General features: G+C 33.1%; 12 protein-coding genes, 4 pseudogenes and 1 riboswitch. Of the genes and pseudogenes, 11 read left to right on the top strand and 5 right to left on the bottom strand.

The window, feature by feature from the left end:
• Positions 1-21 precede the first annotated feature (21 nt).
• Together ACTYBU_RS20750 and ACTYBU_RS20745 are read left to right on the top strand one after the other, a co-directional pair.
• Entirely contained in the window at positions 22-558 is a 537-nt protein-coding gene (locus tag ACTYBU_RS20750; protein WP_445492698.1) for a sigma-70 family RNA polymerase sigma factor, read from the top strand.
• Positions 551-1,948, top strand: a complete 1,398-nt coding sequence (locus ACTYBU_RS20745; RefSeq protein ID WP_445492697.1) for a DUF4179 domain-containing protein — start codon at positions 551-553, stop codon at positions 1,946-1,948. Before ACTYBU_RS20750 ends, ACTYBU_RS20745 begins: the two co-directional genes overlap by 8 nt.
• Positions 1,949-2,118: 170 nt before the next feature.
• Here the strand turns inward: ACTYBU_RS20745 and ACTYBU_RS20740 are convergent, their stop codons facing one another.
• On the bottom strand, positions 2,119-3,015 hold the full coding sequence (locus tag ACTYBU_RS20740) for an HD-GYP domain-containing protein (RefSeq protein ID WP_445492695.1): 897 nt from the start codon (positions 3,013-3,015) through the stop codon (positions 2,119-2,121).
• Positions 3,016-3,575: 560 nt separating this feature from the next.
• Between ACTYBU_RS20740 and ACTYBU_RS20735 the strand changes: the two are divergent.
• Together ACTYBU_RS20735 and ACTYBU_RS20730 are read left to right on the top strand one after the other, a co-directional pair.
• A pseudogene (locus ACTYBU_RS20735) lies at positions 3,576-4,187 on the top strand (family 1 glycosylhydrolase); the annotation flags it as partial.
• A gap of 150 nt (positions 4,188-4,337) precedes the next feature.
• A pseudogene (locus tag ACTYBU_RS20730) lies at positions 4,338-4,550 on the top strand (UTRA domain-containing protein); the annotation flags it as partial.
• A 386-nt stretch (positions 4,551-4,936) separates the two neighbouring features.
• Here the strand turns inward: ACTYBU_RS20730 and ACTYBU_RS20725 are convergent.
• Positions 4,937-5,557: a trimeric intracellular cation channel family protein gene (locus ACTYBU_RS20725; RefSeq protein ID WP_445492693.1), complete on the bottom strand. Its 621-nt coding sequence runs from the start codon at positions 5,555-5,557 to the stop codon at positions 4,937-4,939.
• 627 nt (positions 5,558-6,184) lie between these two features.
• Positions 6,185-6,289: riboswitch (purine riboswitch) on the top strand.
• Between the two features lie 175 nt (positions 6,290-6,464).
• Between ACTYBU_RS20725 and ACTYBU_RS20720 the strand changes: the two genes are divergently transcribed.
• Complete coding sequence (locus ACTYBU_RS20720; protein WP_445492691.1) at positions 6,465-7,658, top strand: nucleoside transporter C-terminal domain-containing protein; 1,194 nt, start codon at positions 6,465-6,467, stop codon at positions 7,656-7,658.
• 317 nt (positions 7,659-7,975) lie between these two features.
• Positions 7,976-8,248: pseudogene (locus tag ACTYBU_RS20715) on the top strand (GNAT family N-acetyltransferase); the annotation flags it as partial.
• 66 nt (positions 8,249-8,314) lie between these two features.
• Here the strand turns inward: ACTYBU_RS20715 and ACTYBU_RS20710 are convergent.
• Positions 8,315-8,650: a hypothetical protein gene (locus ACTYBU_RS20710; protein ID WP_445492690.1), complete on the bottom strand. Its 336-nt coding sequence runs from the start codon at positions 8,648-8,650 to the stop codon at positions 8,315-8,317.
• A 666-nt stretch (positions 8,651-9,316) separates the two neighbouring features.
• On the bottom strand, positions 9,317-10,075 hold the full coding sequence (locus ACTYBU_RS20705) for a TrmB family transcriptional regulator (RefSeq protein ID WP_445492688.1): 759 nt from the start codon (positions 10,073-10,075) through the stop codon (positions 9,317-9,319).
• Between the two features lie 304 nt (positions 10,076-10,379).
• Here ACTYBU_RS20705 and ACTYBU_RS20700 point away from each other — a divergent pair, with 304 nt between their 5' ends.
• The 5 genes from ACTYBU_RS20700 (at position 10,380) to ACTYBU_RS20680 (ending at position 15,427) form a co-directional block, all read left to right on the top strand.
• Complete coding sequence (locus ACTYBU_RS20700) at positions 10,380-12,383, top strand: bifunctional metallophosphatase/5'-nucleotidase (RefSeq protein ID WP_445492686.1); 2,004 nt, start codon at positions 10,380-10,382, stop codon at positions 12,381-12,383.
• 24 nt (positions 12,384-12,407) lie between these two features.
• On the top strand, positions 12,408-12,977 hold the full coding sequence (locus ACTYBU_RS20695) for a class D sortase (RefSeq protein WP_445492684.1): 570 nt from the start codon (positions 12,408-12,410) through the stop codon (positions 12,975-12,977).
• A gap of 173 nt (positions 12,978-13,150) precedes the next feature.
• Complete coding sequence (locus ACTYBU_RS20690) at positions 13,151-13,303, top strand: hypothetical protein (protein WP_445492683.1); 153 nt, start codon at positions 13,151-13,153, stop codon at positions 13,301-13,303.
• Positions 13,304-14,000: 697 nt separating this feature from the next.
• Entirely contained in the window at positions 14,001-14,777 is a 777-nt protein-coding gene (locus tag ACTYBU_RS20685; RefSeq protein WP_445492682.1) for a carbonic anhydrase, read from the top strand.
• Between the two features lie 449 nt (positions 14,778-15,226).
• Positions 15,227-15,427, top strand: a complete 201-nt coding sequence (locus ACTYBU_RS20680) for a cold-shock protein (RefSeq protein WP_445492681.1) — start codon at positions 15,227-15,229, stop codon at positions 15,425-15,427.
• Positions 15,428-15,764: 337 nt separating this feature from the next.
• Here ACTYBU_RS20680 and ACTYBU_RS20675 read toward each other — a convergent pair.
• Positions 15,765-16,013, bottom strand: a pseudogene (locus ACTYBU_RS20675) (low temperature requirement protein A); the annotation flags it as partial.
• Positions 16,014-16,158: the final 145 nt, after the last annotated feature.

The raw sequence follows: 16,158 nt of genomic DNA, 5'->3' as shown, positions 1-16,158 counted from the left end.
ATTGAAGGAGGTTGAATAGAGATGAACATGGAGAATGATAGGATGATTAAAAAAGCGATTAAGGGAAATAAAAAAGCTTTTGAAATCTTAATTAAGCAGCACTACGAACGAATCTATCGAACTGCATTTTTATATGTACATACAGAAGAAGATGCTTTAGATGTCGTCCAAGAAGCAACTTATCAAGCATATATTTCGATCCATTCATTAAAAAATCCAGAGTACTTTTTGACTTGGTTCACAAAGATAGTGATCCGTTGTGCAGGTCAACTATTAAAAAAGAGGGATAAGGTTGTTCCGCTAACAGAGGAAATGCTGAGAAATTTAATATCGGAGGGCAACCCCAATTATGAGGAATCGATCCATCTATTAAATGTCATTGGCCAGCTGAAGGAACATTATAGAACGGTAATCATTTTATTCTACTACCATGATTATTCCATTAAAACAATTAGTAATACGATGGAAATACCAGAAGGGACGGTAAAAACTTATTTAAGTAGAGGGAAGGAAGCTCTAAAAAAATACTATCAGAGGGAGGAACAAATCAATGGATGAAAAGGGATTAAAAGCTGCAATTGAAAAAATAAATGTACCAAAGGATAAAGTTTTTAATGCAATGGATAATGGGTTAAAACTAGCACTCAAAACTAATTCTAATTCCACTAAAAAGAGAATTCTGATAAGTACAACCTCTGCTGTGATTTTACTTGGGGCAACTTTCACTTCTGGACTTATTAATCCAAGTATGAATAGAGTATTGGCAAAAGCACCTTTTATCGGACAAATTTTCCAAGAGTTTGGAGATTCAATGGGATTATCTTTAGCCAAGCAGCACATGGTTACGGAATTAAACCAATCAATAACAAAGAATGGTTTAACAGTTAAGTTAACAAGTGCCTACTTTGATGGGAATGTTGTTTCTATTACAGGATATGTTAATGGGGACTTGGGAAAGGGACACAAAGAAGGGGAAGTAAGTTTTGATGTTAATTTCGAAAACAATAAGGGAGATAACGATCCATGGTTAAATGGAAAAAGTACGGACATTAGGAAAAAAGGAAAAGGATATAATTTTCAATGGCAAATGGAATACCCATATAAGGAGATTAAAGAAAAGTTTACACTTCCAATATCCATTCATTATATTAATGGTATTAAAGGCGATTGGAATTTTAATATACTAATTACACAAGAAAAATATAATAAAATGTCATTCAAGCAGACGAAAAGTTATCCAGATGAGAAGATGCAGATTGGTATAAAAGAAATTATTATCGCGAAAGCATCTTCATCCTTAATAATGGAAAGAGAAACGGAATATAAAAACGATCACATTCGTCTACAAAAAGCGGTTGATGATAAAGGCAATATTTATTATTTTGGCAATGATACGATACTATCTGAATCAAAAGAACAGGATGGTTATCATAAAACAGTGAGAATGTTGATGAGTAAGTTACATTCAGATATTTCTTCTCTTACTTTCTATCCGATGCTATCTATTTCCGATCCAAATGTAGAGCAATTATTAGATACGAATACTTTTACAATGAAAAGTAAACGAACGGATATGGAGATTAAAGTGAATCATGTAAGTAAAGAAGGTGATAAATTGATTCTTGATTATCAATTTATCGGGCTTCCTGATAAGTTAAGTAAACATAAATCGGGAATTCTAAAAAATAACTTGGCTTATGAATTTACATTGGTAGATAAAAAATATAGGAATAAAATTTACCCAGAAAATCATTCTGTTTCCCGAAATAAAGTAACATTACTAGATGACAAAACAGCTCATTTTCAATCCGTTTTCCATCTTAATGGAGAAGAGAAAATAGAAAACTTTCAACTGGAAAATACGATACTTCGATTTAACTTTTCAAGTTTTATTGAAATAAAAGAATTAGAGCCATTTACGGTGAATGTTCCAATTGAAAAAGATTAATTGTTTTTCCTACATTATGAAATAATAAACTACGAGGAGATCCAGAAAGAAGAAAAAGATTAATGCAGAGAAATTATGTAGTATTTTAAAACGCACCTCCAATTGTTAGCTGTATGTCTAACAATTGGGGTGCAGTTCAAATCTGTGAGTGTTTTTGTGTAGTTGATTTTTTATTTATTTTTATTGAATAATCTTAGAAATACGTCAACAATTTCAGGATCGAATTGAGTTCCTTTATTTTTAAGAATTTCATTTAGAGCATACTCTAAATGAAGTTCTTTTCTATAAACACGTTTGGAAGTCAAGGCATCAAATGTATCGGCAATAGCCACTATTCGTGATACTAGTGGTATTTGATTCCCTTTTAAACCTCTCGGATAACCTGTCCCATCATACCGTTCATGGTGATAGAGAATAATATCTAAAACCCCGTTTTTATGAAAACTTTCCACGTGCTTTATGATATCATACCCAATCTTTGGATGGGACTTAATCAACTCAAATTCTTCATCCGTTAATTTACCAGGTTTAGACAAAATATATTCAGAAATACCAATTTTTCCAATATCGTGCAGCAATCCACCAATATGAATGATATTGCATAAGTCTTTAGATAAATTCATGCTTTTAGCTATCTCAACAGCAAATCTTGCTACATTTTGAGAATGATGCAATGTATAAGCATCTCTGGAATCTAAAGCATTGGCTAGAGCTGTGATCAAGTCTAAATTATCTTTTTTTACTGTTTGAAAATTTTTCATTAAAGCAACAGAAATAAAGGTGATTAAAAGGTAAGTAACTAAATAAATGGTAAAAGTAAATACGTTATCTTCTTTTTCTGGAATGAGAAAAAATCGACATGCAACCACTAAAACGGTAAAAAAGATTAAAAACCATGCAGGTTTGTCAAAATAACCGATGCCTAAAAAAATGACGGAAATAATAAATAAGATAAAAAAATAGCTTTTATCTGAATGAATAAAACTATTTAATAAGATACTTGCAATCAAAAGGATGAAAAAACTGTAGCGAAAATATGAAGGGTGATTTAATAATTTAATAATCATGTCTTTTATTGTCCTTTATCAGTTCATTTACTATTGGAACGAAATGATAGAAATATAGTTTTACTATAAAATCCTTTGCTCCAATTTTTTAGTGTTTCTTGCATTCGGAATGCGGTCCTCCTAATGAAAAGAAAATAACAGATTTTTCCTTTGGGGCTATTTTATACTTTCTTTTAAAGCTGCCATACCATTAGTGAAAGGCATTGTTATATACATTATTAGAATCATAGAAAAATATAACTTGTACATGTCAATTTCTTTTAAACAATTATCAACTTCCATTATTTTTATAGTTCACTTTAATTAGAACCATTTTTTACATTGCTTTTTATAAATCGAGAATCATCTGTAGTAGAACTCTTTTCAATAGAAACATCTTTTGACTAAATTTAGGAAGGCTGAATTTTAATTTAAATATAGGTAATATTCATGCCAACTATGCTGGCATATTGAATATGTTTATACTCCTTCGCTTCGACTCTTTTTCTCTCGTGAAATTTGCACATACTAATATTATCATATTCAATATTATTATTTGTACTTTCTTTGAACAAACGAATAGGGGCTGGACACCAAGTTGGACAAAGGAAGAACTAGAAACGTTAAAAAGAAATGCCGAAAAAAATGATTTTATTGGGTTAAATTATTATCAGCCCATTCGAGTGGAAAAAAATAAAGACTCCCTTTCCTCCGAGGAACATTCAAGAGAGTCTTCTACTCTAGCACCCGGAAACCCGTCTTTTTTTGATGGCTATTATCGAACCGTGAAAATGGAAGATAAAACATATACGAAATGGGGGTGGGAAATTTCACCGCAAGTATTTTTAGATGGGTTGCATATGTTAAAAGAGCGCTACGGTGATATTAAAATGTATGTAACAGAAAATGGTCTTGGCGATGAAGATCCGGTTATAGATGGAGAAATTGTAGATGTTCCGCGTATTAAGTATATTGAAGCGCATTTAAAAGTAGTTAAGCGAGCAATAGAAGAAGGAATTCATGAAAAAGGGTATTATGCATGGTCTGTCATTGATTTATTAAGCTGGCTAAATGGATTCAAAAAGCAATATGGATTTATATTTGTAGATCATCAAGATAATTTAAACCTTAAGAAAAAACTGTCGTTTCATTGGTATAAGCAAATTATTGAAACGAGAGGGGAAGAGCTTTAAGTAAAAGGAAAACCTCTTGATTTTTATCAAGAGGTTTTGTATATAATAGAAGCAGGTGAAATTCATAACAAATATTAGGGAGATAATAGGGCTGTAAAATATAAAGAGATAGCTGAGCATTTAGAATGCGAAATTAGAGAAGGAAAATTGGACTTAAACCTCAACATTGGTTTTGCTGATAAAGTAATAAACTGCGAAAAAATCGATGAAGAAAATGCGGAATTGCTTCATATTAATCCGCTGGATCCAGCATTAATTATTGAAAATAGTGTATCCTTAATAAACGGAACTATATTTGAACTATCTAAATCTTTATTTCATTATAAAAAAGCAAAAATTTTAAATCGAATCAATTTTAAATAACAGTAGTTTCATGTAAGACACGATACAATCCTATTATTGTGTGAAAAAGGATAGATAATAATGTCTATAAATTCTTTTGAGAATTATCCTATTAGCTGGAAACCTGTTGTTGATAAAACAAGGAAAACACTATATAGGATGTTAACTAAACAACTGGAAAATAGGAGGATGGAATTATCTATTCTCTTTTATTGAAAAATTAATTATTCATATAATACTTAGAGAATTAATATATTGAGAAACTATAAAATTAATCCAAACTAATATTGCTCGAAAATCGAAGAAAGAAAATAGGACTAGTAAGTGGATCTTCTCAACTTGTCTTAATGGTTTTTTACATAGGCAAATATAAAAAAAAGTCGGATGTAATGTCCGACTTTTGAAAGCTAATTTTTAATCATTTGTTTTTTGGGTCGAGGGATATGCCATCCATATATTAAGGAAAGTATTCTTAATGAAACGATTAAAAGAAATAATATATATAGTTCTACCTCAGTTCCAGCCAAATTGCTACTAATAATAATACCGGTCAAAATGGTCCAAAGAGCATATAAGTCATATTTAAAAACAAATGGCTGTCTTTTGGATAATGCATCTCTGATTATTCCTCCACCTACTCCTGTTAATAGAGCCGATGTAATGATGGCACTTGAAGGAAGATTTAGTTCCTTTGCAAATAATGAACCCTGAATGGCAAAAGCAGCTAATCCGATGGCATCTAATAAGCCAAATGAAAGTTCCCAATGTTTCCACTTCGTTAGTTTATGAATGGGAAGTAGATAAATTAAAGTAATAATGAAAAAAGTAATGAAAAATAGCTTTCCTTGGCTCCAAAGGGTTGTTCCAGGTGCGCCAATAAGCAAATTGCGCAACGCTCCTCCTCCAAATGCTGTAATGAAGCCCAAAGCATAATAACCGATTAAGTCATAATCTTCTTCAGATGCAATAATCGCTCCACTTAATGCAAAAGCAATTGTACCAATGATGTTAAAAATCTCCCAAGACATATTTACTATTCACACCTACATTCGTTAAGTTGAAAATTTTCTGTCAATCTATTCAAGTGGATCTTTGATTTGAAAATTTTAAAATTGTTTGCGTTACCGATAAGTATTGTAACATCTTTTATTAGGTGTGTGTTAAAAATTTTTTATTCATAAAACAATTAATTAGTTGAATAGTGGATGCTATAAAGTAAACTTCCATCAGTGGGGGTTTTTTCTCATCCCCCACTGATGGTTAGTTGCACTTATCGGACCTATAGGGACAGTTATCCCCCACCTAGCTTCCTTGATTTCTTGGCATCTTGAGGTGGGGGTCTTACTGCCCGTTAAGAGTGGGATAAAAAGTAATAAAAGTAAACAAAAATTTATAAATAACCCAGTTAGAATCTGCAAAAAAGAAAATATCAATTTTTTCAACTAATTTTCCCGAAAGCTAAATAGGCAAAGTGACAATGCATAAAGTATGGGGGATAGATTATTTAGTTAGTAGAGAAAAGAATAAAAGAAAGCAGTCTGAAAATTAGAAAAATGTAGAATAATGTAATTGTCACAAAATTAATATAAGTAATATAATTACAACATTTTCTGAAATGGTTGCGAAACTATAAGATATCGTTATACTTGTACTATTCCTGAAAAAATGAATTACCTTGTATAATATCAGTGTGTGTATGGTCTGATAGTTTCTACCCAGCAGCCTTTAAATGCAGGACTACAAGGAAGTATGCAAAAAAAGAATTGAAAAAATCTGTGTTCTATTCATTTATAAAAAACTACTACTGAATGTGCCAGAAGTTATTTCATACAAGCTCTTATTTTTCCATGCTTTCTAGCGTTTTGCTGAAAGTACGAAAAATAAGAGCTTTTTTTTGCCTTTTATGGAAATAATGTATTAGAGGAGGTATGAAGATTGTATATTTTAATGAATGCAATTGGATTATTAGTTGTGCTTGGTCTTGTTTATCTATGTTCACCACATAAAAGAAAGGTGAAATGGAAATTTATCATGGTTTTATTAGGAGTAGAGTTCCTTATTACATGGTTCATGTTATCAACAAAAATAGGTATTTGGATAATCAATCAAATCGCGTCTTTTTTTACTTGGCTTATATCCTGTGCAAATGAGGGGATTTCCTTTGTCTTCCCATCAGCAATGGCAAATGAACAGATCGATTTCTTTTTTAGTGCCTTGATGCCTATTATTTTCATCGTTACGTTCTTTGATATTTTGATGTACTTCGGTATATTAACCTGGATCATAGACAAAGTAGGCTGGGTTATCGCAAAAGTGTCAGGCTTGCCAAAGCTGGAGAGCTTCTTTTCTATCCAAATGATGTTTTTAGGCAACACAGAAGCACTTGCAGTACTACGCCAGCAGCTTAGCGTCTTAAGTCAGCAGCGCCTGCTGACTTTTGGAATTATGAGTATGAGCAGTATCAGCGGGTCTATCATCGGTGCTTATTTATCAATGGTTCCAGCTACTTTTGTCTTTGCTGCAATTCCTTTAAACTGTTTGAACGCTTTATTAATAGCTAATATGTTAAACCCTGTTGACGTTAGCAAAGAAGACGACATCGTGTATGTCCCGAATAAAGAACAACGTTCCGATTTCTTTTCCACTATTTCTAACAGTATGATCGTTGGGATGAAGATGGTTATTGTTATAGCGGCAATGGTTATCGGCTATGTTGCACTTACTGCTGGTTTAAATGGAATTTTAGGATTCTTTATGGAGGGATTGACCATTCAGAAAATTTTCTCCTTTGTATTTAGTCCATTTGCATACCTGCTTGGTTTATCTGGACATGACGCGATGTATGTTGCACAATTAATGGGCATAAAGCTTGCGACGAATGAGTTTGTTGCAATGCTGGACTTAAAGAATTCCCTTCACAGCTTGGCGCCTCATACAGTAGCGGTTGCGGTGACTTTTTTAACGTCATTTGCTAATTTCAGTACGGTTGGAATGGTTTATGGAACCATCAATTCCGTAGTGGATGAAAAAAAGGCGAACATAATAGGGAAAAATGTTTGGAAGCTGCTAGTAAGTGGAATGGCTGTTTCCCTGTTAAGTGCAATGGTTGTTGGATTGTTCATCTGGTAAACAAACGTTTTACATTTGTTACGGCCAGAATAGTTTATAAACTTTGAACTAGCCCACCTAAAATCCAAAGGATAGTGACCGCGCATATTAAACACATGTGCGGTCACTATCCATTTTTGCTGTTTAACGAGTTACATAGCTCATCAAGGGAAATCTAAAAAATCTAATTTTCTATTATTCATTCGTTGAAAAATTTGTGTGTTTTTATTCTATTGGATAGTCAAATGTATATCCTTTTTTTTAAGTGAGGATAGAAGATATTTTCTTATATAATACATACTGTTAAGCTTTAGGAACCAATAGTAAGGGGTGATTAGGTGGAAAACATATATTATTCGGTAAAGCCACCTGAAAATTTTAATCAATTATCAGCGTTGTATGAATCTCAGGGTTGGAATTCTCTTAGCTTGGAAGCCGATGATTTAAAGAAAATGTGCAATCAAAGTTGGCATGCAATATATGCTTTTGATAACAATCAATTAGTCGGTATGGGACGTATTATATCAGATGGTGTGATCACTGGCATAATAAGTGGAGTAGGTGTAATGCAAGGCTATCAGTTTAAAGGAATAGGAAAAGAGATGCTGAAATAGGAAATTCTTTTCTTAGTATACAAAGCACAAGCTGAGTAGAAAGGAGGTAATTATGGTAATATTTTATGGTTTATACAAAAAAATGAATGATTTTCGTTTCGATGAATGTTTTGCCCAAAACTGGTGAAATGCACCCAATACTTCTTTCGCAAATAATTCTCCTTCTCCTTCCCGCCTTATAACTCCATAATTTAGTTTACTTTGGTGAGTTGGACCACTAAGCTGTACAGCATTTTCTAAGTCCAACTCCATAAAGAATTGCACTTCCATTCCTTCTCTATTTTTTATGGATGCGAGATAATTTCCGAACTCTTCTATAAGAATCTCGACCATCCATCCCTTTTGCTTACTTTCATTTAAAAATCCTTGAAATATTCTGATAAAAGTATTTAAATCCATTTAGTCGCCACACATCCTTTTTTGATTATTGAACACTTTTCAAACTGACAAGAAAAATCAACATACGGCAACAACTAATTGGAATGAAACTGGGGGAATGATATACTTCGATTTTGTCTCTATACTTATTACTTTATGATATGCAACATCATTAAGGGAAAGAAGGTTTTTATTATGGCTAGCTTTAGGTGCAGCCATTTTAACCATGTGGGAAATGTTGTCACTGGAATGATTATCGGGCGAAGAGTCGGATTATCTTATTGGTCTTCAAAGATAAGAGAAGCTAATATTCCAAATTTCAAGATGAAATTATATATGAAACTTAGCTAATAGACAAATTGAGCAGTGGTAGGTGTAATTGTCATGGTTTTAATTATTTCTTTATCAAAAGATTGGTATTAAAGCACTTCCTATTCTTTTAGTACAATGGCTTTCCTTTATTCATTCGCTGCTGTTCTAACATGGATCTTTATCTTAAAGCCAATAAATAATTAAAAGGGGAAATAAACCATTATTTACTTTTTAAATTCTTCATTTTCATTGGGTTATAATAATCCTATCGATAGAACATTAGTAAATTCAATACAAACACGCATAGAAGCTAGTTAGTTCTCCTTCTGTATTTAGTTACTTAACTGACTAAATGTACAGAAGGAGAGGGAGTGATTAATAACGAAGCTGCATCAGGATGGTTTTTATTTCGCTATCACTCATCAATAAATCATAGTGTTTTTCATTAATTTTGGCTAAAGCAACGTCATGGTAAAAGAATTCTGTGAAAAATTTTACAAATGGTTTGGACATGGTTTTCAATGCTTGCCATGAATCATTTTCCATTCCGGCAAACATAGCTTCTTGATCGTCTATAATGATTAATCGAAATCTCTCTAATACAACATGTTCTTGTGCTGGTATAAGCGTATGTACCTTTGATAAGCTAGTCTCCATATCTCCTACTACCAGGATTTCAACATCTAGCCCATTTTCTTCTTTTTCCTTTAGCAAGGGCAAATATTCTCGAACATCATCCTTCCAGGCAGAAATTCGAATAGAGGTTTTGGCATTTTGGATTAGTTGTTTGCTTTGTGCACGAATCGATGAATCTACTTTTAAACTCCAAACGCGATCATCAGAAAATGATTTTTTTAATGTATTATTTTTTAATTGTTTAATATTTGCTTGAAACTCAGCTGTTAATTTTTCGATTGCAAGCGGCAGCTGTAAAGCAGTATATAGCTTTTTCTTTTCCGAAACGGAGCTCAATATCATGCCCTTTTCAATCATACGTGATATCACTTCATATATTTTTGCTTTCGGAACACCGGAATATTTAACGAGTTTCGTAGCATCCATTGGTTCTTCGATTGAAACAAGAACTTCATAAACTTTGTTTTCATATTGGGAAAACCCGAATTTTTCCAACATTTCTTTTCACCTGCCTGCTGCGTTTATCTACCCTATCTTCCCATATTTTTAATCAAAAGGAAAGCCAAGCCAATTTCAATTTAAGAGAGCGGTTCTTATTCAGAGAGAATACCATCACTTCATCCGGTCGTATATTTATTCTTTGTTATTAGAATTTTCTAATTTTTTGTTGACAAATTAAACCAAATCAAAGTAATCTGTAATAAGGTTACTAATTAGGTAGTAACCTTTAAGAAAGGAGGATAACCATACAAATGCTTGAAAGGCAATATACAGAAAAAAACATTATTGGAGGGGAACTATTTTGTGGAAAAAAACAATTCTTACTAGTTTCATAGCTTTTCCGCTTACTTTTACTTCTGTTCATGCAGAGGAATCTTCACCTAAACAACAAGCAGAAACGATTGATTTTCAGATGCTGTCAATCAATGATTTTCATGGAAACCTTGATACCTCAAGTACATTAGATGGAAAAGAGGTGGGAGGCGCTGCTTATTTAGCCACACATTTAAATGAACATCAAAAAGAAATGGAAGCACAGGCACAAAATGTGGGGAAAAAATCTTATACCCTCCGTTTACATGTAGGAGATGCAGTGGGTGCAAGCCCATCTATATCCTCTTTGCTTCAAGACGAACCAACGATGAAAGCAATAAATAAAATGGGTTTTAAACTAGGAACTCTTGGAAATCATGAATTTGATGAAGGGATACCAGAATTTAAACGTCTTATCAGCGGTTCATCTGTTCATCCAAAGGTAGCAAAATTTACGGAAGGAATGGATTATACATATAACGGGATTGATCATGATTTTAAGTACATAGCTGCGAATGTTGTGGATAAAGACTCAGGGAAGCCTATTTTTGATCCATTTACTGTAAAGGATATTGGTGGTGTGAAGGTTGGTTTTATCGGGATCGTTACAACCGAAACAAAGACATCCGTTATTCCAACAAGTACAAAACCGTTTCATTTCCTTGACGAAGCAGAAACGATTAATAAGTATACTAAAGAGTTAGAGGAACAAGGAGTAAAAGCAATTGTAGTAATGGCCCATGAGGGTGCTGCCACAAGCAATGGAGAAACGACAGGTATTATGGCAGACTTAGCGAAGAAGATAGACGATGAAGTAGATATTATCTTTGCGGCGCACAGCCATCAATTTGCTGATGGCATAGTAGATGGAAAAGTCATCATTCAGGATTATAATTATGCAAAAGCGTTCGGAGATGTTCGAACAGAGCTTGATACAGGGACAAAAGATTTTGTTAAAAATTCGATTAAAGCAGAAGTGGTTCCTAATACGCGTGATGTAAAACCTGATCCAGAAATACAAGCAGTTGTCGATGAAGCGAAAAAAGTGACGGTTAAAGCGGAAGAGGAGCCAATTGGGCAAGCGGTCAGCGGTGAACCAATCGGCAAAGCGAAACCAGAAGAAGGTGAAAATGCCCTAGGCAATTTAGTAACCGATGCACAGCGATTTATGACACAAGGCGCAGATTTTGCGATCACAAATTCTGGTGGGATTCGGCAAGCGTTGATTCCCATCACAAATGATAAGGGAGAGCATATTCTTACTTGGGGATCTGCTTACAATGTACAGCCGTTTAACAACTATATTCAGCTTGTAGAGTTGACGGGCCAGCAGATTAAAGATGGATTAAATCAGCAATGGCAAAATCCAGAGCATATTATGTTCCTGCAGATCTCCGGTTTTACCTACACATATGTGGATGGAAGCAAAGAGAAGGATTGTCCAAATAAATATTGTGTGCAGGATGTTTTTTTAGAAGATGGAAAAACAAAAATAGATATGAACAAAACCTATAAAGTAGCTATGAATGAATTTCTGACAGCAGGCGGCGACGGCTTTAGCGCTTTTGCAAAAAATAAGCTCCTTAGAAATGATGGAACAGATTCAGATATGTTTGCAAACTATATTGAAAAGCTGTCTGCTGAAGGGAAAAAAGTTGAAGCAACAGTAGAAGGCCGTCAAAAACTAGTTCCCCCTGTGAAAGTTAGTTCTCAGGATAATAAACAAGATAAACATGATGACAACGGCAAAAACAGTAAAGAAGATAACGAAAAAACAATGGAGAATGGACAGACCGGCACTAATCAACATGGTAATAGCGGAAGCAGCAATGATGGTGGAATTGATGAAGACAGCCATCATGATAGGTCGAGTAAGGGAGAAAAGCTGCCCAATACATCAACAAATATGTATAACTACCTGGTTGCTGGTATCATGATGATTGGTATTAGTATGCTATTTTTTAAGAAAAGAAAGAAATCTAAGAGTTATTAAAATCACTATAATAAGAGGGCGATAATGAGAAAATTTATAGGTTTCTTTATTCTGTTGATTGGGGTTTCTTTGGTAGTTATTAGTGGCATGGGAATATGGAATCAAAAAAGAGAACAAAGTCAATCAGCAGAGAAAGCAAATCAAATGATGGAACAGACTCCAATAAAAAAGATGGAATTTAAACCACAGAAAAGTGAAGTCTTTGGAAAGTTGGTAATTCCCAACATTTCCGTTGAGCTTCCAATAATAGAAGGTACGGATTCAGAGGATTTGGAAAAAGGAGTAGGGCATTATTCTACTAGCGCTTTCCCGGGAGAAAATGATCAAATTCTTTTATCTGGACATCGGGATACGGTGTTCCGGCGTTTTGGAGAAATAAAACTTGGTGATCATGTGATGATAGAATTGCCATATGGAAAATACGAATATGAAATAAAATATACAAAAATCGTACATGCGGATGATACAACCATTATTGGCTTCACTGTGCCGAATGAAACCTTAGTTTTGTCCACTTGCTATCCATTTCGATATATAGGAGATGCTCCGGATCGGTTTATTGTATATGCTTACCCTGTAAAAAGGGGACGTTAATAAAATAGCGGCCCCTTTTTACTTTGTGTCACAAGCAATGAACAAATTAAAAATCAATGTTAAGTTAACGGTTTTTCATGCAGTCTGGAATTTAAAAAACAGCTAAGTCTGGCATTCCTATTCTAGTTAAACCTATAAAGGAAGAAGACGAACCTTTACGTAATATTGCTTCAGTGATATTAGGAGTAATTGGAGAAAATACTATGGACGTAGCTCCTGACTTAGCTTTGCTTTTAAAGAATGAAAATGAAGATACGAGAATGATTGCCGCCATATCTTTAATGAAAATAGGAAAACCTAGTTTATCAGAACTAATCCATGTGTAAAGGAATACGAATAGACCATTTCTTTGTTTATATCTTGTCTGTTTTATGATGAAAATATCAGAGTTATCCCCAACAAAGCTGCTCTATAGATTGCCCATTCAGTAAACTATCTTAGTGGAAAAAGTTATTTACTATCAAATTTGCTATTAGATAAAAAAATAATGATGGGGATTGTATAGATGTATTAGGGTTTGCTCACATTTGCTAAAATTCTTATACGCTAAAATGTTCTTATAATAAATTCACTAAGAATTCATGAATTTATTATAAGAACATTTTATACGAATATTATGTTTAATAGTAAGTTGCTACTTATTAAAGTAGATCTTAAATAGACTCCTAACATTGATAGAAGTGATTTTTATAACACTTAAAATTAATCTGACTCTAAATGAAAATAGTTACTAATATATAAAAATACTATTAAGTTCACTTCCAGCTTAAAAAAAATTGATTCAATGAAGCTGATAAAAAGTAAATAAGTTTGTAATTATAGAAGAAAACAGGATCGCATATTTTTTTAAAATCTTATGTAGAATTTTAAAAATTTTACAAGTATAATTTCCTAATATTAATAAGCAACAATATTATGGATATTATGAAATATAATTCCAAATTACTGTAATTAAGTGTTTAATAATTATATATTTGAAATGTTTAGAAGTTTATACCCGAATAAAAAAGGGAGATTACCAGAATGCAAAAGAGAGTATTATTAGGAATGCTAGTTCTTATGACGTTTCTAGGAACATCCGCTTGTGTGAAAGAAAAAGCTAGTATTGATACTGGAAGTAAAATAAATACCGTATCAGCAACAGAAGTAAAAAATGAAGAACATTTAGATTACTCAGATCAAAAAGATTGGGATTTTGAATCAGGGGATATGCAATCTCCAATCGATATTGACCTGTCTAGAACAGAAAAAATGATTGATGATGGAAACCTTGATTTGAAATATGGTTCTAAGATTTCTTATATTGAAGATAATGGTCACAGTATTCAAGTAGGAGGAAGCGGCCCAGCTATGATTGACGGAAGGCACTTCGAGTTTATCCAAGTTCATTTTCACGCACAAAGTGAACATACGATAAATGGTGTACATTATCCAATCGAAGCACACTTTGTGAATAGTTCACAAGATGGGCGTATTGCGGTCATTGGAGTATTTTTTAAAGAAGGTACAGAGAATAAAATATTTGGCGATATTCTAAGTAATATTCAAAAAGGCAAAAAGAATACTTCTGTAAGCCCTATTAATTTGAAATCCATGTTACCTGAAAACAATAGCTACTATCATTATTTAGGATCATTAACAACACCTCCGTTAAATGAAAATGTAGAGTGGTATGTCATGTCTACCCCTATTGAAGTTTCTAAAATACAAATTGAAGAATTTAACCAATATTATGATTCAAATAATCGGGATATCCAAAAATTGAACGATAGACATGTTTTAGAGCATAAAGAAAAATAATCAAGAGTGTTGATAGGCAGACGTTTCCATAAAGATTCCCTGTAGTTATTTAAAGGATAGCTGAATTCCATAACGCCGTTTATGGGTAAGTTGACTTTAAGTAATTTTTGTTAAAAAAAGCAAACGATAACTTTTTGAATATTAGACTTTCATACGGCTTCGACTAGATCCATCTTAAATATTGTTCAGATACTATGTTTCAAAGGCTTAAAGAAGATGTAAGTTCATAAAAGATCGATCAGATAAGACGGCTAGTATCTCCGTTTTTCAACTGTAAGGTGAGAAAGAAATTAATAGGTTGCATCTCTTTCCAGTTTCTGTTAAGGTAAAGAAGGAAATATTTTTGTTCGGTGTAAAGGATAGGATAAAGTTTGATTTTTCGTCTTGATGATCACTTTGGGCAAGGATAGGAATACATTGTGTGCGTAATGCACTAGGAGGCAACCAAAATGGAAAAAGGTTCAGTTAAATGGTTTAATGCAGAAAAAGGTTTCGGATTTATCGAGCGTGAAAATGGAGACGACGTATTCGTACACTTCTCTGCAATCCAAAGTGAAGGCTTTAAATCATTAGACGAAGGTCAAAAAGTAACTTTTGAGCTTGAGCAAGGTGCTCGTGGCGCACAAGCTGCTAACGTTCAAAAAGCTTAATAATAAATTAACCAAACATCTAAAACCAGATTCTTTCATTAGAATCTGGTTTTTTTATTTTCTTTCATTTTTTGCTAAATAAATATGGAAGAAAGTAAAAACAGAAGAGTACAAATTAACTCCAATGTGAGGTTTAAAGGTAAAAACCCTACTCAACATATGAGTAGGGCGATAATACAAGTAAAGTGAAATAGTTTAAACTTAAAAAAGGTTGCTTTAAGTATAGCATAGTAAGTCTAGTGAAGGTATTGTTTTAATTTTTAGTTTAGGCAATAGTAAACATATTAAACATTGAGAATCTTAGGGATTTACATCATTTAAAACTTCCGGTATTTATTTAAGTGGTTGTTAATTTAGCATAGATGATAAAAAACAGGGTTAATCCCCCCATTATGACAATGTTTGGGACCATTATTATCAAATTAATAATAAAAAAGGTGGCTAAAATCCCTAAAAATAACCCTAAATGATAAAATTTCAAACGGTGTTGTTTATACCTGTATTGATGAAAAACAATAGAAGTTGCAATGAAATAGAGCAATACAGAACCAAATACAAAATATAAGATAAATGAATAATGGACCTCAATTTCTCTTGTTTTGTATCCCGTCAATTATCTGTCATCTCCATCAAGGCCGCACTTTTGGAAAGTCCACTTTGCAAGCTATGTCCCGCAAAGTCCTTTGGAGCCATTACTGCTTTTTTACGCTTACCTTGTAACTAGTAGGTTC

The sequence above is a fragment of the Niallia sp. 03133 genome (assembly GCF_052663225.1).
This window is presented reverse-complemented; position numbering and strand designations above follow the sequence as displayed.

Bases quoted from the DNA above. Each gene is read 5' to 3' on its own strand.
- ACTYBU_RS20695 (WP_445492684.1), top strand. From the start codon at position 12,408: ATGAGAAAATTTATAGGTTTCTTTATTCTGTTGATTGGGGTTTCTTTG.
- ACTYBU_RS20685 (WP_445492682.1), top strand. From the start codon at position 14,001: ATGCAAAAGAGAGTATTATTAGGAATGCTAGTTCTTATGACGTTTCTA.
- ACTYBU_RS20725 (WP_445492693.1), bottom strand. From the start codon at position 5,557: ATGTCTTGGGAGATTTTTAACATCATTGGTACAATTGCTTTTGCATTA.
- ACTYBU_RS20705 (WP_445492688.1), bottom strand. From the start codon at position 10,075: ATGTTGGAAAAATTCGGGTTTTCCCAATATGAAAACAAAGTTTATGAA.
- ACTYBU_RS20750 (WP_445492698.1), top strand. From the start codon at position 22: ATGAACATGGAGAATGATAGGATGATTAAAAAAGCGATTAAGGGAAAT.
- ACTYBU_RS20710 (WP_445492690.1), bottom strand. From the start codon at position 8,650: ATGGATTTAAATACTTTTATCAGAATATTTCAAGGATTTTTAAATGAA.
- ACTYBU_RS20740 (WP_445492695.1), bottom strand. From the start codon at position 3,015: ATGATTATTAAATTATTAAATCACCCTTCATATTTTCGCTACAGTTTT.
- ACTYBU_RS20745 (WP_445492697.1), top strand. From the start codon at position 551: ATGGATGAAAAGGGATTAAAAGCTGCAATTGAAAAAATAAATGTACCA.
- ACTYBU_RS20680 (WP_445492681.1), top strand. From the start codon at position 15,227: ATGGAAAAAGGTTCAGTTAAATGGTTTAATGCAGAAAAAGGTTTCGGA.